Consider the following 17,267-nt stretch of genomic DNA (forward strand, 5'->3'; position numbering starts at 1 on the left):
TCTCCAGCAGCTCGCGCGAGCGGTGCCGCCCGAACTGCTGCACCAGATTGACCGCCATGTTGTACGACGGACGGAAGCTGGAGCGCAGCGGGTACCGATCCAGCCCGCGCCGACCACGACGACGTCGTGCTTCGCGGCGAGGACGGGCCGCAGCCGCGCCGCGTCGTCCAGGGTGCGCAGCAGGTGGACGCCGGGAACCCCTTCGGAGCCGGGCAGCGTCAGGGGTTCGGCTCCGGTGGCGAGTACCAGCACGTCGTACGGGACCGGGCCGGCCTCGGTGTCCACCTCCCGGTCGGCGGGGCGCAGGCCCTCGACGGAGAGCCCGAGGCGCAGGCGGACGCCGAGGGCCTCGAAGTCGACGCCGAAGGCGGAGTGCTCGGCGGTGCCGAGCAGTACGGCCTTGGAGAGCGGCGGCCGGTCGTAGGGCTGGTGGGGCTCCGCGCCGATCAGGGTGACGGGCCCGGTGTACCCCTCGTCCCGCAGCGCCACGGCGGTCTGCACCCCCGCCATGCCCGCTCCGACGATGACGACGCCGTGCTCCGGCGCCCGCTGGTCGCTCTGTTCGCTCACGTACCCACCCTAAGCACCTGACGCTTCATCAGTTCACGGGGTCGACCGGCCTCCGCGACGGCTCCTTCGTACCGCGCGGACGGCGGGGTCTAGGGTGGCTGCGCGAAGACACTCGCGGGAGCCCGGACGAACCGGGCTGAGAGGGAGGCTGGCGGCCTCCGACCGTACGAACCTGATCCGGGTCATGCCGGCGAAGGGAGGGGCTGGACACCCATGCGTGCATCACAGGAACCGTCCTCCGCCGCGGGCGGGGACACGGCGGCCGGGGACACGGCAGCCGGGGACACGACCGGCTCGGGCCGCCGGGGGCCCGCGTACGACGTGCTCGTCGTCGGGGGCGGCATCATCGGCCTGGTGACCGCCTGGCGGGCCACCCGGGCGGGGCTGCGGACCGCGGTCGCCGATCCGGAGCCGGGCGGCGGCGCCGCGCGGGTGGCGGCCGGGATGCTGGCCGCCGTCACCGAACTCCACTACGGCGAGCAGATGCTGCTCGGCCTCAACCTCGCCTCCGCCGCCCGCTACCCCGAGTTCGTGGCGGAGCTGGAGGCGGCGAGCGGCCGGGAGACCGGCTTCCGCGCCTGCGGCACCCTGGCGGTGGCGCTGGACTCCGACGACCGGGCTCACCTGCGCGAACTGCACGCCCTCCAGGAGCGGTCCGGGCTCGACTCGCAGTGGCTGTCGGGGCGCGAGTGCCGGCGGCTGGAGCCGATGCTGGCGCCGGGCGTGCGGGGCGGGCTGCGGGTGGACGGCGACCACCAGGTCGACCCGCGCCGGCTGGCGACCGCCCTGCTGACGGCCTGCGAGCGGGCCGGGGTGGTCTTCCACCGCAGCCCCTGCGAGCGGCTGGAGGTGGCGCGCGGCCGGGCGTCCGGGGCGCTGCTCGCGGACGGCACGGCCGTCTCCTCGGGGCAGGTCGTGCTGGCCGCCGGGAGCCTCAGCGGCCGGCTCCCCGGGCTGCCGGAGGGCGTCGCCCCGCCGGTGCGTCCGGTGAAGGGCCAGGTGCTGCGGCTGACCGTGCCGCGTGCGTACGCCCCCTTCCTCAGCCGGACCGTGCGCGCGGTGGTGCGGGGCCAGGACCTGTACCTCGTACCGCGCGAGAACGGCGAGCTGGTCGTCGGCGCGACGAGCGAGGAGATGGGCTGGGACACCACGGTGACGGCGGGCGGGGTGTACGAGCTGCTGCGCGACGCCCACGAACTGGTACCGGGCATCACCGAGCTGCCGCTCACCGAGACCCTGGCCGGGCTGCGTCCCGCCACCCCGGACAACGCGCCGGTGCTCGGCCCGACCGCGCTGCCGGGCCTGCTGGTCGCCACCGGCCACCACCGCAACGGGGTGCTGCTGACCCCCGTCACCGGCGACGTCATGGCGCACGTGCTGACCACCGGCGAGCTGCCGGAGGTGGCCCGCCCCTTCGCACCGGACCGCTTCACCACCCCCACCACCGTCCCCGCGCGCGAGGAGCAGTACGCATGACCGACCACCTGGCCGACCCGGCCGCCATGCCCGCCGGGGTGTCCGTCCGGGTCAACGGCGACCCGCGCGAGGTCCCCGCCGGCACCACCCTGGGCGCCCTCGTGGCGTCCCTCACCCGGGCGCCCTCGGGGGTCGCCGCAGCCCTCAACGAGAGCGTGGTGCCGCGCTCGGCCTGGGATGCCACCCCGCTGGCCGGGGGCGACCGCGTCGAGGTCCTCACCGCGGTACAGGGAGGCTGACCATGTCCGACGACCTCTTCCACCTGGGCGGAACCGAGTTCTCGTCCCGGCTGATCATGGGCACCGGCGGCGCCCCCAGTCTGGAGGTGCTGGAGCGGGCGCTCGTCGCCTCCGGCACCGAGCTGACCACCGTCGCGATGCGGAGGCTGGACCCGACCGTGCAGGGGTCCGTCCTCTCCGTGCTGGAGCGCCTCTCCATCCGGGTGCTGCCCAACACGGCGGGCTGCTTCACCGCGGGCGAGGCGGTGCTGACCGCACGGCTGGCCCGGGAGGCCCTCGGTACCGACTGGGTGAAGCTGGAGGTGGTGGCCGACGAGCGGACCCTGCTGCCGGACCCCGTCGAGTTGCTGGACGCGGCGGAGATCCTGGTCGACGACGGGTTCACCGTGCTGCCCTACACCAACGACGACCCGGTCCTCGCACGGAAGCTGGAGGACGTGGGCTGCGCGGCGGTCATGCCGCTCGGTTCCCCCATCGGCTCCGGGCTCGGCATCCGCAACCCGCACAACTTCGAGCTGATCGTGGAGCGGGCCGGGGTTCCGGTGATCCTGGACGCCGGGGCGGGCACCGCCTCGGACGCGGCGCTGGCGATGGAGCTGGGGTGCGCGGCCGTGATGCTCGCCTCGGCGGTGACCCGGGCGCAGGAGCCGGAGCTGATGGCGTCGGCGATGCGGCACGCGGTGGACGGCGGCCGTCTCGCCCGCCGGGCGGGCCGCATCCCGCGCCGGCACTTCGCCGAGGCGTCCTCCCCGGTGGAGGGCCGCGCGGTCCTGGACCCGGAGCGGCCTGCTTTCTGACCGGAGCGGGCGGCGTTCCGACCGGAGCGCCCGGCGTTCCGAACGGTCCGGCGTGTCACGGCTCGGCTGCGATACGGCCCCGGGGCCGCTCCGGGGCGCCCGGGGTGTCCGCGGCGGCTCGTAGACTCGTCGGGTGGACACGACCCTCCAGGACCCGCTGCTCGGACGGCTGCTCGACGGCCGCTACCGCGTCGAGGCGCGCATCGCGGTGGGCGGGATGGCCACGGTCTACCGGGCCGTGGACATCCGGCTCGACCGGGTGCTCGCCCTCAAGGTGATGCACCCCGCACTCGCGGCCGACGCCTCCTTCGTCGAACGCTTCATCCGTGAGGCGAAGTCGGTGGCCCGCCTCGCGCACCCCAACGTGGTGTCCGTCTTCGACCAGGGCGCCGAGGGCGCCTACGTCTACCTCGCCATGGAGTACGTCGCGGGCTGCACGCTCCGTGAGGTGCTGCGGGACCGCGGGGCCCTCCAGCCGCGCGCCGCGCTCGACATCCTGGAGCCGGTGCTGGCCGCGCTGGGCGCCGCGCACCGGGCCGGGTTCGTGCACCGCGACATGAAGCCGGAGAACGTCCTGATAGGGGACGACGGCTGGGTGAAGGTCGCCGACTTCGGGCTGGTCCGCGCGGTCGGCACCGCCACCGACACCACCGGCTCCCTGCTGGGCACGGTGTCCTACCTCGCTCCGGAGCAGATCGAGCACGGCACGGCGGACACCCGCTCGGACGTGTACGCCTGCGGTGTGGTGCTGTACGAGATGCTGACCGGCACCAAGCCGTACACCGGCGAGAACGCCGCCCAGATCATCTACCAGCACCTCAACCAGGACGTCCCCCCGCCGTCCGCCGCCGTGCCCGGGCTCTCCCCGGCGCTGGACGCGCTGGTCGCGGGGGCCACCGCGCGCGACGCCCGGGCCCGCGCGCAGGACGCGGTGGTGCTGCTCTCCGAGACCCTCGAAGCCCGGGCCCTGCTCAGCGACGCCGAGCTGGACGCCGTACCGCCGCAGGCGCTCACCCCGGCCGGCTCCGTCGGAGCCGAGGACCGTACGAGCGTGCTGCCGCGCGCCGTCCCCGAGGACCGGGGCACCACCCACCGGACGAGCCGGCTGGAGATGCCCGCGACGGCCAACGCCTCGGTCGCGCCCGCACGGCCCCGGCGGTCCGGACGGGCGGAACGGTCCGGGGGCGGCCCTCGCCGCGGGGTCTGGGCCTCGGTCGCCGCCCTGGTGGTGGTGCTGCTGGTCGGCAGCGGTGTCTGGTACATCAACTCGGGCCAGTTCACCCAGGTCCCCTCGCTCCTCGGCCAGCCCCAGGAGACCGCCGAGAAGCGGCTCGACGAGGCCGGGCTCGACGTGAAGTCCGTCGACAAGGCCTACAGCGACACGGTCGACCGGGGTTCGGTGATCAGCAGCGACCCCGCGCCCGGCGACCGGGTCCGCGGCAACGAGTCGGTCAAGCTGGTCGTCTCGCGCGGCCCGGAGATCGTGGAGGTCCCGGACGTGGCGGGCACCTCCCTGGCCGACGCGCGCCGGACGCTGAAGGAGGCCGGTCTGGCTCCGGGCATGGTGACCCGGGAGTTCAGCGAGGACGTCGGGCGCGGCGAGGTGGTCCGTACCGACCCCGGGGCGGGCACCGGGCGCCACCCGGACTCGGCCGTGGCGCTGGTGGTGAGCAAGGGCTCCCCCGTCGACGTCCCCGACGTCTCCGGGCTCTCCGTCGAGGACGCCACCGCGGCCCTGGAGGAGGAAGGCCTCAAGGCCGAGGTGAAGCCCGGCCGGATCAACTCCCCCGAGGTGGCCGGAGACGTCGCCGAGCAGACCCCCGACCCCGGCGCCGAGGCGGCCGAGGGGGACACCGTCCAGCTCACCGTGTCCAAGGGCCCCCGGATGATCGAGGTGCCGGACGTCACCGGCAAGGACGTGGACGAGGCGCGGGAGATCCTTGAGGACGCCGGGTTCGAGGTCAAGGTCGACCGGCCGTTCCTCTCCTTCAGCGACACGGTCGCCGGCCAGTCCGTCGAGGGCGGCGGCCGGGCGGCCGAGGGATCGACCGTCACCATCAAAACCAAGGGACTGTGACCATGCGCAACCCGGTGGGCGGACACGTCCCGGTGGCCGGCGGGCTGGTGAAGACCGGCATCGCGTACGCCGAGGAGCTGGCGGCCGAAACCGTCCAGGTCTTCGTGGCGAACCCGCGCGGCTGGGCCACGCCGGCCGGGAAGCCCGACCAGGACGAGTTGTTCCGCAAGGAGTGCGCGGCCCGGGACATGCCGGTGTACGTGCACGCCCCGTACCTGATCAACTTCGGCTCGCACACCGAGGCGACCGTGGAGAAGTCCGTGGAGTCCCTGCGGCACTCACTGCGCAGGGCGCGCGAGATCGGTGCGCTGGGCGTCGTCGTCCACACCGGTTCGGCGACGGGCGGGCGGCCGCGGGAGGAGGCGCTGGCGCAGGTGCGTGACCACATGCTCCCGCTGCTGGACGAGCTGACCCGTGACGACGATCCCGATCTCCTGCTGGAGTCCACCGCGGGACAGGGTTCCTCGCTCTGCTCGCGGACCTGGGACTTCGGGCCGTACTTCGAGGCGCTGGACTCCCACCCCAAGCTGGGCGTCTGCCTGGACACCTGCCACATCTACGCGGCGGGCCACGATCTGGCGGGCCCGTCCGGGATGCGGCAGACCCTGGACCTGCTGGTGGAGACGGTGGGCGAGGGGCGGCTGAAGCTGATCCACGCCAACGACTCCAAGGACGTGGCGGGCGCTCACAAGGACCGGCACGAGAACATCGGCGCGGGCCACATCGGCGCGGAGCCGTTCCGGGAGCTCTTCACGCACCCGGCGACGGCCGGGGTGCCGCTGGTCATCGAGACGCCGGGCGGGAAAGAGGGGCACGCGACGGACGTGGCGCGGCTGAAGGAACTGCGGGGCTCCGTCACGGGGTCCTGAACCGGCCGTCGTGGGTCGTCGAACCGGCCGGGGCTAGTGCCTGGACCCGGGCGGGCCGGGGGCTCAGAGCTCCGGGCCGTCCCCGGGCTTCTCCTGGTAGGAGTAGCGCTGCTCGCTCCACGGGTCGCCGATGTTGTGGTAGCCGCGTTCCTCCCAGAAACCACGGCGGTCGGCCGTCATGTACTCGATGCCGCGGACCCACTTCGGGCCCTTCCAGGCGTACAGGTGCGGGACGACCAGGCGCAGCGGGAAGCCGTGCTCGGCGGTGAGGAGTTCGCCGTCCTTGTGGGTGGCGAAGAGGGTGCGCTCCGAGGCGAAGTCGGCGAGCCGGAGGTTCGAGGAGAAGCCGTACTCGGCCCACACCATCACATGGGTGACGTCGGCGGCGGGCGGGGCGAGTCCGAGGACGACCGAGGCGGGCACCCCGCCCCACTCGGAGCCCAGCATGCTGAACTTGGTCACGCAGTGCAGATCGGCGACGACCGAGGAGAACGGGAGCTCCGAGAACTCCTCGTGGTTCCAGCAGCGCTTCTCGCCGTCGACGGTGGCGCCGAAGACCCGGAATTCCCAGCGCTCGGGCCGGAACTTGGGTACGGGGCCGTAGTGGGTCACCGGCCACCCGCGTTGCAGCCGCTGGCCCGGCGGAAGCTCGGACTGCCCCGCTGTGCGGTACCCCTCGCTTTCCGGCTGACCCATGCCTCCATGGTGACAGACAGGCAGGGGTGGTGTTGACCAGGAACGAAGCAACTGGGGCAACTCGCACTAAGCATGCACTTACTGGACGCCCCGGGGGTGCGGTGCGAGGATCTGCGCAACTGTCCGGTACACCGGTTGGAAGGAGCCTCTGCGATGCAGGGCGACCCCGAGGTCATCGAGTTCCTGAACGAACAGCTGACGGCCGAACTGACTGCCATCAACCAGTACTTCCTGCACGCGAAGATGCAGGACAACTTCGGCTGGACGAAGCTCGCCAAGTACACCCGGGCCGAGTCGTTCGACGAGATGAAGCACGCGGAGATCCTGACCGACCGGATCCTCTTCCTCGACGGTCTCCCGAACTACCAGCGCCTCTTCCACGTGCGGGTCGGCCAGACGGTGACGGAGATGTTCCAGGCCGACCGCCAGGTGGAGGTGGAGGCGATCGACCGCCTCAAGCGCGGCATCGAGGTCATGCGGGCCAAGGGCGACATCACCTCGGCCAACATCTTCGAGTCGATCCTGGAGGACGAGGAGCACCACATCGACTACCTGGACACCCAGCTGGAGCTGGTGGAGAAGCTCGGCGAGCCCCTCTACATCGCCCAGCAGATCGAGCAGCCGGAGGGCTGACGGGGCTGATACCCAAGGACCGGGCGAAGGCGTACGGCTCCGGTCAGGCGGCTTCGGGAAACACGGTGTCCAGCGCGTCCGCGGCGTCCGGCAGGTCCACGGAGGCGGACAACGGGTCGGCGCGGCGCTCCAGCAGATCCCGGCGCGGGCACTCACCCCGGCCCAGCAGCGCCTGGATGCGACGGACACAGCCACCGCAGTCGGTGCCGGCCTTACAGGCGGAGGCGATCTGCCGGGGAGTGCAGGCCCCGGCCGCCGCATGCTGCTTGACCTGCTGCTCGGTGACGCCGAAGCAGGAGCAGACGTACATGCGGTTCACCTCCCGGGGAGCGTGCGGGGCACCTCCCGACGCGGTGAGGCAATCCTAACCTTACCCATCGGGGCGGGTGGGCAAAAGCCCCGGAATGCCCGTGGGGCACGGATCACAGTGATCCGTGCCCCACGGTCGCGTCCGCGATCTTCCGGACTTACTGGTCGCGGTACATCTCCGCGACGAGGAAGGCCAGGTCGAGCGACTGGCTGCGGTTGAGCCGCGGGTCGCACGCGGTCTCGTAGCGCTGGTGCAGGTCGTCCACGAGGATCTCGTGGCCGCCGCCGACGCACTCGGTGACGTCGTCACCGGTGAGTTCGACGTGGATGCCGCCCGGGTGGGTGCCCAGGCCCTTGTGCACCTCGAAGAAGCCCTTGACCTCGTCCAGGACGTCGTCGAAGCGGCGCGTCTTGTGGCCGGAGGCGGCCTCGAAGGTGTTGCCGTGCATCGGGTCGGTGACCCAGGCGACGACCGCGCCGGAGGCGGTGACCTTCTCGACCAGCTCCGGCAGCTTGTCGCGGACCTTGTCGGCGCCCATGCGGACGACGAAGGTCAGCCGGCCGGGCTCGCGCTCGGGGTCCAGGCGGTCGATGTAGCCGAGCGCCTCGTCGACGGAGGTCGTCGGGCCGAGCTTGATGCCGATCGGGTTGCGGATCTTCGAGGCGAACTCGATGTGGGCGCCGTCCATCTGGCGGGTGCGCTCACCGACCCAGACCATGTGGCCGGAGGTGTTGTAGAGCTCGCCGGTGCGCGAGTCGGTGCGGGTCAGCGCCGTCTCGTAGTCCAGCAGCAGGGCCTCGTGCGAGGAGTAGAACTCGACCGCCTTGAACTCGGCCGGGTCGGTGCCGCAGGCCTTCATGAAGTTCATGGCGTTGTCGATCTCGCGGGCCAGCGCCTCGTAGCGCTGTCCGGAGGGCGACGACCGCACGAAGTCCTGGTTCCAGGCGTGCACCTGGCGCAGGTCGGCGTAGCCGCCGGTGGTGAAGGCCCGCACGAGGTTCAGCGTCGAAGCGGACGCGTGGTACATCTGCTTCAGGCGCTCGGGGTCCGGGATGCGCGCGGCCTCGGTGAACTCGAAGCCGTTGACGGAGTCACCGCGGTAGGTCGGCAGCGTGACGCCGTCGCGGGTCTCGGTCGGCTTGGAGCGCGGCTTGGAGTACTGCCCGGCGATCCGGCCCACCTTGACGACCGGGACGGCCGCCGCGTAGGTCAGGACGGCGCTCATCTGGAGCAGCGTCTTCAGCTTGGCCCGGATGTGGTCGGCGGACACGGCGTCGAAGGCCTCGGCGCAGTCGCCGCCCTGCAGCAGGAACGCCTCGCCCTTGGCGACGGCTCCCATGCGGGCGCGCAGCTGGTCGCACTCGCCGGCGAAGACGAGCGGCGGATACGACGCGAGGTCCGCGAGTACATCGCGCAGCGCCTCGGAGTCGGGGTACTCGGGCTGCTGCGCCGCGGGAAGGTCTCGCCAGGTGTTGCCACCGGCGACGGAGGTATTGGCGTTCACGGTCACGGCCACCAGCCTACGTGGTCACGGGACGCGCCCATTCGGTCGCTCAATAGTTGAGACGCTCGCTCGCATGGCACGCCGGGCCGAGGTGGTCTCCCGCACGGCACGCGGTGGTCGCGGGGGTTGCCCGCACGGCGCACGGTTGGTTCGCGGGGGTTGCCCGCACGGCCCCGGGTGCCGCTAGGATCGCCCCATGTTCACGCACACGACCCAGAACTGGTGGTGGCCCGCTCGACGGCGGCCCGCTGACAGTTCGCGCTGAACATTTCGCGAAGGCCGCCCCGAGGGGCGGCCTTTTTCCGTTTTCGCGGAGCCGTTCCTCTCCCCCGGGAAACCCCTTGGAAGGAACCTCATGCCGCACCGCGCCGCCCGTCTCGTCCACCGCCTCCTCCAGGACGACGCTCCGCCCTTCGCCCTGCTGCGCCGCCGCACGCCCGGTCACGACCACGACACCGTGGAGGTGCTGACCGGCGAGGTCCGTCAGGTGGCGCGCCTCGCCGACCTGCCGGTGGGCGAGCTTCCCTCACTGGCCCTGGTGCCCTACCGGCAGATCGCCGAGCGCGGCTTCGACGTGAGGGACGACGGGACGCCGCTGGCGGTGCTGGTCGCCGACGAGGCGTACGCGCTGCCGCTGGCCGAGGTGCTCGCGTCGCTGCCCTCGCACGAGGTGCGGGTGGCGGGCGGCGCGTTCGACGTGCCGGACGAGGAGTACGCGGGGATCGTCCGCCGGGTGATCGAGGACGAGATCGGGCAGGGCGCGGGCGCGAACTTCGTGATCCGGCGCACCTTCCGGGGCGAGATCCCCGGCTACGGGCGGGCGGACGCGCTGGCGCTCTTCCGCAGACTGCTGGAGGGCGAGCGCGGGGCCTACTGGACGTTCGTGGTGCACACCGGTGGCCCCGAGGGGCGGACCCTGGTCGGCGCGAGCCCCGAGGTCCACGTCCGGATGTCCGGCGGCACCGTGGTGATGAACCCCATCAGTGGGACGTACCGCTACCCGGCCGGGGGTCCGACCGTCGAGAGCCTGCTGGACTTCCTCGGCGACCGCAAGGAGACCGAGGAGCTCTCCATGGTGGTCGACGAGGAACTGAAGATGATGTGCACGGTCGGCGACATGGGCGGGGTGGTGGTCGGCCCCCGGCTGAAGGAGATGGCCCATCTCGCGCACACCGAGTACGAGCTGCGCGGCAGGTCGACGCTGGACGTGCGGGCGGTGCTGAAAGAGACCATGTTCGCGGCGACCGTCACCGGCTCCCCGGTGCAGAACGCGTGCCGGGTGATCCAGCGGTACGAGCCCACCGGTCGCGGCTACTACAGCGGCGCGCTGGCGCTGCTGCGCCAGGACGCGGACGGCGCCCAGACCCTCGACTCTCCGATCCTGATCCGTACCGCCGACATCGCGGCGGACGGCGCTCTAGCGGTGGGCGTGGGCGCCACGCTCGTACGCCACTCGGACCCCGACGGCGAGGTCGCCGAGACCCATGCCAAGGCGGCCGGGGTTCTGGCGGCCCTCGGGGCGCGGCCGGGCCGGCGCAGCGAGGAGCGGACGGGGGAGCGGCTGGCCGGCGACCCCCGGGTGCGGGCGGCGCTGGACGATCGGCGGGGCGGACTGGCGCCGTTCTGGCTGCGGATGCAGGAGCGGACCCCCGTGCTGTCGGGCCACGCGCTGGTGGTGGACGGCGAGGACACCTTCACCTCGATGCTGGCGCATCTGCTGCGCGCCTCGGGGCTCGACGTGTCGGTCCTGCGGTTCGACGCGCCCGGGCTGCGGGAGACCGTCCGGGCGCACCGGGGTCCGGTGGTGCTGGGCCCCGGGCCCGGCAACCCGGGCGACCCGTCCGACCCGAAGATGCGGCTGCTGCGCTCGGTCGCGGCGGAGTTGGTGCGTGACCACCGGGACGGGCTGCTGGGCGTGTGCCTGGGCCACGAGCTGATCGCGGCGGAGCTGGGCCTGGAGGTGGTGCGCAAGGCGGAGCCCCATCAGGGGGCGCAGACGCGGATCGAGCTGTTCGGCCGGCCGGAGACCGTGGGGTTCTACAACAGCTTCGCGGCGCGGTGCGACGACGCGGCCGCGACCGAGCTGGGCGCGCACGGCATCGAGGTGAGCCGGGACGAGGCCACCGGCGAGCTCCACGCGCTGCGCGGCGACGGGTTCGCCTCGGTGCAGTTCCACCCGGAGTCGGTGCTGACGCTGCGGGGCTCGGCGATCGTCGCCGAGCTGCTGGCGGGGCTGCCGGTACGCGGCTGAACGCCCGGGAGCCGGCACCCCCGCCCGGGGTACCGGCTCCCCCGTACCGTGCTCACCCTTCCGGGGCCGCCGGTACCAGGACGTTGTCGCTGCGGCGTCCGGAGAGGTAGTCGTCCACGTTGGCGGCGGTGGCGTCGATGATCTGCCCGACCGCGTCCTCGGTGTAGTAGGCCTGGTGGGAGGTGACCAGGACGTTCGGGAAGGTCAGCAGCCGGGCGAGGGTGTCGTCGTCGATGCCCTCCAGCGACTTGTCCAGGAAGAAGAGCCCGGCCTCCTCCTCGTACACGTCGAGGCCGACGCCGAGGAAGTGGCCCGAGCGGAGTTCGGTGACGAGGGCGCGGGTGTCGACCAGTCCGCCCCGGCTGGAGTTGACGAGGATCGCGTCGTGCTTCATCAGCGCCATGGCCCGCTGGTCGATGAGGTGGTGGGTGGCGGGCAGCAGGGGGACGTGCAGGCTGATGAGGTCGGCCTCGGCGAAGAGCTGGTCCTTCTCGACGTACCGCATGCCCAGCTCCACGCAGGCGGGGTTCTCGGCGACGTCCCAGCCGAGCAGGTTCATGCCGAAACCGTGGGCGATCCGGGTGAACGCCTCGCCGATCTTGCCGGTGCCGATCACGCCCGCCGTCCGGCCGTGCATGTCCCGGCCGAGGAGTCCGGCGAGCCGGAAGTCGAAGTCGCGGGTCCGGGTCGCCGCGCGGATGACCTTGCGGTTCACGGCCATCGCCAGGGTCCAGGCGAACTCGGCGACGGAGTGGGGCGAGTAGTACGAGACCCGGGCGACGCGCAGTCCGAGGCGCGCGGCGACGTCCAGGTCGATGTTGTTGAAGCCGGTGGAGCGCTGGGCGATCATCCGAGTGCCGCCCGCCGCCAGGGTTTCGAGGACCTGCGCGCCGAGGTCCGCGTTGACGCTGGTGGAGATGACCTCGTACCCCGCGGCGATGGCCGCCGTGTCCGGGGTGAGGAACACCTCCAGGCAGCGGACCTCGTGCTTCCCGGCGAACGCCTTCTCGATCAGGGGCTTCTCGTCGGCCTGCACACCGAATGCCAGGATTTCCACGACGTCTCCCGTTGGTGCTGCGGTACGGCACATGCTCCGGTCACCGCGAATATACGGCCCGGTCCCCGGGCGCGCCGCTCGGCGCCGGCCGGGGCGCAACCCGCCCGGCCGGTGCCGCCGGACACCGCTCAGACGTCGTCCAGGCCCCGCTCGATGGCGTACCGGACCAGCTCCACACGGTTGTGCAGCTGGAGTTTGCCGAGGGTGTTCTGGACGTGGTTCTGGACCGTGCGGTGCGAGATCACCAGGCGCTCCGCGATCTGCTTGTACGACAGCCCCTTGGCGACCAGCCGGAGCACCTCGGTCTCCCGGTCGGTCAGGCGCGGCGCCTTCGGATCGTCGGGGGCCACGGGGGCCGGATCGGAGGCGAGCCTGCGGTACTCGCCGAGGACGAGCCCGGCCAGTCCGGGGGTGAAGACGGGGTCGCCGACCGCGGTGGATCGGACCGCCTCGATCAGCTCCTGGGTGCTGGCGGACTTGAGCAGATAGCCGGTGGCCCCGGACTTCACCGCCTCCAGCACGTCGGCGTGCTCCCCGCTGGCGGAGAGCACCAGCACCCGCAGTCCGGGGTGGTGCGCCACGAGCTCCTTGCAGACCTGGACACCGGGCAGCCCCGGCAGGTTCAGGTCGAGCACGAGGACGTCGGGCCGGACCGCCTGGGCCCGGCGGACGGCCTGGGGGCCGTCGCCCGCGGTCGCGACGACGTCGAAGCCGGACTCGGCGAGGTCACGGGCGACGGCGTCGCGCCACATCGGGTGGTCGTCCACCACCATGACCTTGATGACCGTGCCGTCGGCGTGCGTCTGGGGCCGGGGCCCCGGTGCGCCGGCCACGCTCGGTGTGTCCGGCGCCGCGGGTCTGTCCGGTGCTGCAGGTGTGCCCGGTGCTGCGGGTGTGCCCGGTGCTGTCGGTGTACTCATCGGATCGATCCTGCCTTCCCCCGTGGGACCTTCGGAACCTTCAACTCGACCTCGGTGCCCTGGCCCGGTACCGAGATCACTTCTGCCGTGCCGCCCAGATCGCGCAGCCGCCCGCGTATGGAGAGGGCCACCCCGAGCCTGCCCTCGCCCTCGGCCTGGGCCAGGCGTCCTTCCGGGATGCCCGGTCCGTCGTCCCGGACCGTGACGACCACCTCGTCGGGCTCGTCCTCGACCAGAATCCACGCCTGCGCGTCCTGCCCGGCGTGCGCGCGTACGTTGTCCAGGGCGGCGCCGGTGGCGGCGGCCAGCTCCCCGGCGGCGGCGGGCGGCATCAGGACCGGGGCGCCGGGCTCGGCGAAGCTGACCCGGGAGCCCGCGTGCGGGGCGAGCAGGGTCCGCAGATCGATGTCGGAGGCGTCGTCGGACGGTTCCTCCGGGGCGACCGTGCGGACGACGGCGCCGTGCGAGGCGTCCTCGGAGACCCGGGTGGTGGGCAGCAACCCGCTGGAGACGAGGGTGCGCAGGGCGATCTCCTGCTCGCCGGCCATCCGGCCCAGTTCGGCCGCCTCGCCGCCGAGGGCGTTGCCCCGGCGCTGGACCATGGCGAGGACCTGGAGGACGCTGTCGTGGATGTCGCGGGCCAGCCGCTCCCGCTCGCGGGTCGCGGCCTCGATCTCCAGGGCCCGGGCGAGGGTGCGCTCACTGGCCCGGGCGACCTCGACGACGTAGCCGATCGCTATGGAGGCGACCCAGACCAGCAGGACGTTGTGGAAGGTGTCCCGGCTGGGCTCGCCGCGCTCGACGATGTTCGCGACCGCGACGAGCGTGGACGCGAAGGCCGCCCACCGCCAGCCGCCCTTCAGCGCGAAGGCCAGCACCGCTCCGGCGGTCCAGATCGACGGCAGGGTCGAGCCGTCGAGGTGCTGGGCGTCGAGATCGGCGACCGGGGTGAGCAGGATGCCGGTGAGCGCCACCACCAGGTCCGCGCCGAGGAACGGCCGGGTGCAGCTCGCCGCGTTGGCGACCCGCGGCAGGGTGAGCAGCGTCCACACCGCCATCACGGCGAGGAACCCGAAGGCGACCGCGGGCCGTTCGAACTCCGCGCGGCCTATCACGGCCAGCGTCAGGGCGTAGACCGTCGTCAGTACCCGGTACCCGGTGAGCGCGCGCCACAGCGGCTGCTCCACCGACATCCGTACGACCCGCTCGCGTCCGGCCATCTCCCCCACCCCCGTGGTCCGTGCCCCGTCGGCCGGACCTTCCTTCTCCGCCCTTGCCGCGGGCACCTGTTGCCCGCGGGCGAGCGGCCCGCGCGCCGCGCCGCGGGCGACGCCCGCTACGGTGCGGGCGGTCGCTCCGTCGAGCGCTGCTTCTCGTCCCGCGCCGCCTGCTTCTGCTCCAGAGCGGCCTGTTTCTGTTCCTGGGCCGCCTGCTTCTGTTCCTGGGCGGCCGCTTTGGTCTCGTCCGCGATCCGGCGCTTGGCGGCCGTCGCGTAGACGTCCACGTACTCCTGACCGGAGAGCCTCATGATCTCGTACATGACCTCGTCCGTCAGCGAACGCAGGATGAACCGGTCGCCCTGCATGCCCTGATAGCGGGAGAAGTCGAGCGGCTCACCGATCCGGATGCCGGGGCGCAGCAGTTTGGGGATCACCTGGCCGGGCGGCTGGATCTTCTCCGTGTCGATCATCGCGATTGGGATGACGGGGGCGCCGGTGGCCAGCGCGACCCTGGCGAGTCCGCCGGGCTTTCCGCGGTAGAGGCGGCCGTCCGGCGAGCGGGTGCCCTCGGGATAGATGCCGAAGAGCCCGCCGCCCTCGACCACCTTGATGCCCGCCCGGATCGCGGCCTCGCCCGCGCCCCTGGCCCCGGAGCGGTCGACGGGCAGCTGGCCGACGCCCTTGAAGAAGGCGGCGGTCAACTTGCCCTTGACTCCGGGCGCGGTGAAGTACTCGGCCTTGGCGATGAAGGTGACCTTGCGGTCGAGCACGGCCGGCAGGAAGAAGGAGTCGGAGAAGGACAGATGGTTGCTCGCGAGAATCGCCGGACCGGTCAGGGGGATGTTCTCCAGTCCCTCGACCCACGGCCTGAAGGCGAGCTTCAGTGATCCCCCGAGAGAGAAGTGCATCGCGCCGTAGATCAACTCGGGTGCCTCCTGTGTCCTGTGTCACCGACCCTACCCTCGCGCGGGGCGCCGTTACCGCACGGTGCGGGGCGCTGCCCCGCCCCGGTGGCGCGACGGCCCTGGTCGGTGTCGGCCCGGTCGCGTACGGTGAACTCATTCTTCTCGCGGGTGCCCCGTACGCCCCTTCGCAAGCCCCCCACGCACTCCCCCGCCCGAGCCCAGCCTCACGAACAGGAGTCACCGGTGCCGGTTCTCCCTGGAGCCGAGCCGTTCCGCCACGAGGGCGGAGAGGTCGGCGTCCTTCTCTGTCATGGCTTCACCGGATCGCCCCAGTCGCTGCGCCCGTGGGCCGACTACCTGGCCGCGCGCGGGTACACCGTGTCCCTGCCGCTGCTGCCGGGCCACGGGACCCGCTGGGAGGACATGGCCGTCACCGGCTGGCAGGACTGGTACGCCGAGGTGGACCGGGAGTTGCGCGTACTGCGCGAGAGGTGCGCGCGGGTCTTCGTCTTCGGCCTCTCCATGGGCGGGGCGCTGGCGTTGCGGCTCGCCGCGCGGCACGGCGACGCGGTCGCCGGTCTGGTGCTGGTCAACCCGGCGAACAAGGTGCACGGCCTGTCCGCGTACGCGCTGCCGGTCGCCCGCCACCTCGTCCGTACGACGAAGGGCCTGGCCGGGGACATCGCGCTGGAGGGCGGGCACGAGGTGGGCTACGACCGGGTCCCGCTGCACTCGGCCCACTCGCTGCGCCGGTTCCTCGAAATCGTCGACACCGAACTCCCGCAGGTGACGCAGCCGTTGCTGCTTCTGCACAGCTCGCAGGACCACGTGGTGCCGCCCGCCGACTCGGCCCGCGTCCTCGGCCGGGTGTCCTCGCGGGACGTCGAGGAGGTGCTGCTGGAACAGAGTTACCACGTCGCGACGTTGGACCATGACGCGGAGCGGATCTTCGACGAGAGCCACCGGTTCCTCGCCCGTCTCGCATCCGGCGTCGCGGAGAAGGGGAGTACGTCCGGTGGCTGAGCAGGACGCGGATCGCACGGGCAGTGACGAGGAGCGCGAACCGCCGCAGGCGGAAGGGCAGACCGCCGCTCCCCTGATTCCCGGCAGCACGGACGAGGAGACCCCGCCGTCCGGTGCGCTCCCCGACGAGGTGCGCCCGCTGGACGAGGACGCCGCGTGGGCGGCGATCGTCGCGGGGTACGGCGAGGAGCCGCCGGACCCGCCGGGCGCCAAGCCCTTCAAGCCGGTGGAGGACCTCGCCCTGCCGGACGAGGACCTGATCAACGTTCTGGACGACGAGGACCGGCCCGAGCCCCCCGCGGACAAGGGCAACGGCAAGACCGGGCTGGGCAGTTCGGTGATCTTCGCGCCCGGCGTCGGCGGCCCGCGCGACCATGTGCTGCCGGACGGCGAGTCCGACGGGGGCGACGACGCGGAGGGCCACTTCGTGCCGCCCGAGCCGCCGCCGCTCCCGGAGGCCGACGCCACGTCGAAGTTCGCCTGGCTCGGGGTCGTCGGCTCGCCGGTGCTGATGCTGCTCGCGGTGCTGCTGGGCTGGGAGATGACCTGGTGGCTGACGACCGTGTGCATCGGCGGCTTCCTCGGCGGCTGCGCGACGCTGGTGGCCCGGATGCCCCACGACGACGACGAGGACCTGGGCGACCCGGGGCACGGCGCCGTCGTCTGACCCGTCGGACAGGCCGGGCACCCCGCACCGCCGACCGGTGCCGGCCTGACCGC

General features: G+C 72.6%; 17 protein-coding genes and 1 riboswitch. Of the genes, 9 read left to right on the forward strand and 8 right to left on the reverse strand.

Annotated features, from left to right (window positions below; translation table 11 throughout):
• On the reverse strand, positions 1–570 hold a 570-nt coding region (locus ACWD3D_RS10875; RefSeq protein WP_451460570.1), incomplete at its 3' end, for an FAD-dependent oxidoreductase.
• Between the two features lie 104 nt (positions 571–674).
• A riboswitch (TPP riboswitch) is annotated at positions 675–786 on the forward strand.
• On the opposite strand from ACWD3D_RS10875, the gene thiO reads away from it, so the two are divergent.
• The 5 genes from thiO (at position 784) to ACWD3D_RS10900 (ending at position 6,028) form a co-directional block, all read left to right on the forward strand.
• Positions 784–2,046 carry a glycine oxidase ThiO gene (gene thiO, locus ACWD3D_RS10880; protein ID WP_451460571.1) on the forward strand — a complete coding sequence of 421 codons (1,263 nt, stop codon included), beginning with the start codon at positions 784–786 and terminating at the stop codon, positions 2,044–2,046. (Overlaps the previous riboswitch by 3 nt.)
• A complete protein-coding gene (thiS, locus tag ACWD3D_RS10885) occupies positions 2,043–2,285 on the forward strand; it encodes a sulfur carrier protein ThiS (RefSeq protein WP_451460572.1) in 243 nt (80 codons plus the stop codon). The genes thiO and thiS overlap by 4 nt, the downstream gene beginning before the upstream one ends.
• Before the next feature lie 2 nt (positions 2,286–2,287).
• Complete coding sequence (locus ACWD3D_RS10890; RefSeq protein WP_451460573.1) at positions 2,288–3,082, forward strand: thiazole synthase; 795 nt, start codon at positions 2,288–2,290, stop codon at positions 3,080–3,082.
• A 133-nt stretch (positions 3,083–3,215) separates the two neighbouring features.
• The gene (pknB, locus tag ACWD3D_RS10895; protein ID WP_451460574.1) at positions 3,216–5,159 is read left to right on the forward strand and encodes a Stk1 family PASTA domain-containing Ser/Thr kinase; all 1,944 of its coding nucleotides are present in this window, start codon (positions 3,216–3,218) and stop codon (positions 5,157–5,159) included.
• A gap of 2 nt (positions 5,160–5,161) precedes the next feature.
• On the forward strand, positions 5,162–6,028 hold the full coding sequence (locus ACWD3D_RS10900) for a deoxyribonuclease IV (protein WP_451460575.1): 867 nt from the start codon (positions 5,162–5,164) through the stop codon (positions 6,026–6,028).
• A 63-nt stretch (positions 6,029–6,091) separates the two neighbouring features.
• On the opposite strand, the gene ACWD3D_RS10905 is transcribed toward ACWD3D_RS10900, so the two are convergent.
• Positions 6,092–6,724, reverse strand: coding sequence for a sulfite oxidase-like oxidoreductase (locus tag ACWD3D_RS10905; RefSeq protein ID WP_451460576.1), 633 nt, complete (start codon positions 6,722–6,724; stop codon positions 6,092–6,094).
• Between the two features lie 153 nt (positions 6,725–6,877).
• Here ACWD3D_RS10905 and bfr point away from each other — a divergent pair, with 153 nt between their 5' ends.
• Positions 6,878–7,357, forward strand: coding sequence for a bacterioferritin (gene bfr, locus ACWD3D_RS10910; protein ID WP_275494630.1), 480 nt, complete (start codon positions 6,878–6,880; stop codon positions 7,355–7,357).
• Positions 7,358–7,400: 43 nt separating this feature from the next.
• Here bfr and ACWD3D_RS10915 read toward each other — a convergent pair whose 3' ends face one another.
• Both ACWD3D_RS10915 and ACWD3D_RS10920 read right to left on the reverse strand, forming a co-directional pair.
• Positions 7,401–7,667 (reverse strand): (2Fe-2S)-binding protein, encoded by a 267-nt coding sequence (locus tag ACWD3D_RS10915; protein WP_451460577.1) that lies wholly within the window; start codon positions 7,665–7,667, stop codon positions 7,401–7,403.
• Positions 7,668–7,824: 157 nt separating this feature from the next.
• A complete protein-coding gene (locus ACWD3D_RS10920; RefSeq protein WP_451460591.1) occupies positions 7,825–9,171 on the reverse strand; it encodes a class II 3-deoxy-7-phosphoheptulonate synthase in 1,347 nt (448 codons plus the stop codon).
• Between the two features lie 355 nt (positions 9,172–9,526).
• Here ACWD3D_RS10920 and ACWD3D_RS10925 point away from each other — a divergent pair, with 355 nt between their 5' ends.
• Entirely contained in the window at positions 9,527–11,422 is a 1,896-nt protein-coding gene (locus tag ACWD3D_RS10925) for an anthranilate synthase family protein (RefSeq protein WP_451460578.1), read from the forward strand.
• Between the two features lie 52 nt (positions 11,423–11,474).
• Here the strand turns inward: ACWD3D_RS10925 and ACWD3D_RS10930 are convergent, their stop codons facing one another.
• The 4 genes from ACWD3D_RS10930 to ACWD3D_RS10945 form a co-directional block, all read right to left on the reverse strand.
• The gene (locus ACWD3D_RS10930) at positions 11,475–12,479 is read right to left on the reverse strand and encodes a 2-hydroxyacid dehydrogenase (protein ID WP_451460579.1); all 1,005 of its coding nucleotides are present in this window, start codon (positions 12,477–12,479) and stop codon (positions 11,475–11,477) included.
• 128 nt (positions 12,480–12,607) lie between these two features.
• A complete protein-coding gene (locus ACWD3D_RS10935) occupies positions 12,608–13,252 on the reverse strand; it encodes a response regulator (protein ID WP_451460592.1) in 645 nt (214 codons plus the stop codon).
• A 143-nt stretch (positions 13,253–13,395) separates the two neighbouring features.
• The gene (gene macS / locus ACWD3D_RS10940; RefSeq protein WP_451460580.1) at positions 13,396–14,619 is read right to left on the reverse strand and encodes a MacS family sensor histidine kinase; all 1,224 of its coding nucleotides are present in this window, start codon (positions 14,617–14,619) and stop codon (positions 13,396–13,398) included.
• 116 nt (positions 14,620–14,735) lie between these two features.
• Positions 14,736–15,542: a lysophospholipid acyltransferase family protein gene (locus ACWD3D_RS10945; RefSeq protein ID WP_451460581.1), complete on the reverse strand. Its 807-nt coding sequence runs from the start codon at positions 15,540–15,542 to the stop codon at positions 14,736–14,738.
• Between the two features lie 225 nt (positions 15,543–15,767).
• Here ACWD3D_RS10945 and ACWD3D_RS10950 point away from each other — a divergent pair, with 225 nt between their 5' ends.
• Both ACWD3D_RS10950 and ACWD3D_RS10955 read left to right on the forward strand, forming a co-directional pair.
• Positions 15,768–16,547: an alpha/beta hydrolase gene (locus tag ACWD3D_RS10950; protein ID WP_451460582.1), complete on the forward strand. Its 780-nt coding sequence runs from the start codon at positions 15,768–15,770 to the stop codon at positions 16,545–16,547.
• On the forward strand, positions 16,540–17,214 hold the full coding sequence (locus ACWD3D_RS10955; protein ID WP_451460583.1) for a hypothetical protein: 675 nt from the start codon (positions 16,540–16,542) through the stop codon (positions 17,212–17,214). Before ACWD3D_RS10950 ends, ACWD3D_RS10955 begins: the two co-directional genes overlap by 8 nt.
• Positions 17,215–17,267 lie beyond the last annotated feature (53 nt).

This window comes from Streptomyces sp. NPDC002690 (genome assembly GCF_053592415.1).

Coding starts and splice junctions, on each gene's coding strand:
- thiO (WP_451460571.1), top strand. CDS start 784: ATGCGTGCATCACAGGAACCGTCCTCCGCCGCGGGCGGGGACACGGCG.
- thiS (WP_451460572.1), top strand. CDS start 2,043: ATGACCGACCACCTGGCCGACCCGGCCGCCATGCCCGCCGGGGTGTCC.
- ACWD3D_RS10890 (WP_451460573.1), top strand. CDS start 2,288: ATGTCCGACGACCTCTTCCACCTGGGCGGAACCGAGTTCTCGTCCCGG.
- ACWD3D_RS10900 (WP_451460575.1), top strand. CDS start 5,162: ATGCGCAACCCGGTGGGCGGACACGTCCCGGTGGCCGGCGGGCTGGTG.
- ACWD3D_RS10905 (WP_451460576.1), bottom strand. CDS start 6,724: ATGGGTCAGCCGGAAAGCGAGGGGTACCGCACAGCGGGGCAGTCCGAG.
- bfr (WP_275494630.1), top strand. CDS start 6,878: ATGCAGGGCGACCCCGAGGTCATCGAGTTCCTGAACGAACAGCTGACG.
- ACWD3D_RS10915 (WP_451460577.1), bottom strand. CDS start 7,667: ATGTACGTCTGCTCCTGCTTCGGCGTCACCGAGCAGCAGGTCAAGCAG.
- ACWD3D_RS10925 (WP_451460578.1), top strand. CDS start 9,527: ATGCCGCACCGCGCCGCCCGTCTCGTCCACCGCCTCCTCCAGGACGAC.
- ACWD3D_RS10935 (WP_451460592.1), bottom strand. CDS start 13,252: ATGGTGGTGGACGACCACCCGATGTGGCGCGACGCCGTCGCCCGTGAC.
- macS (WP_451460580.1), bottom strand. CDS start 14,619: ATGGCCGGACGCGAGCGGGTCGTACGGATGTCGGTGGAGCAGCCGCTG.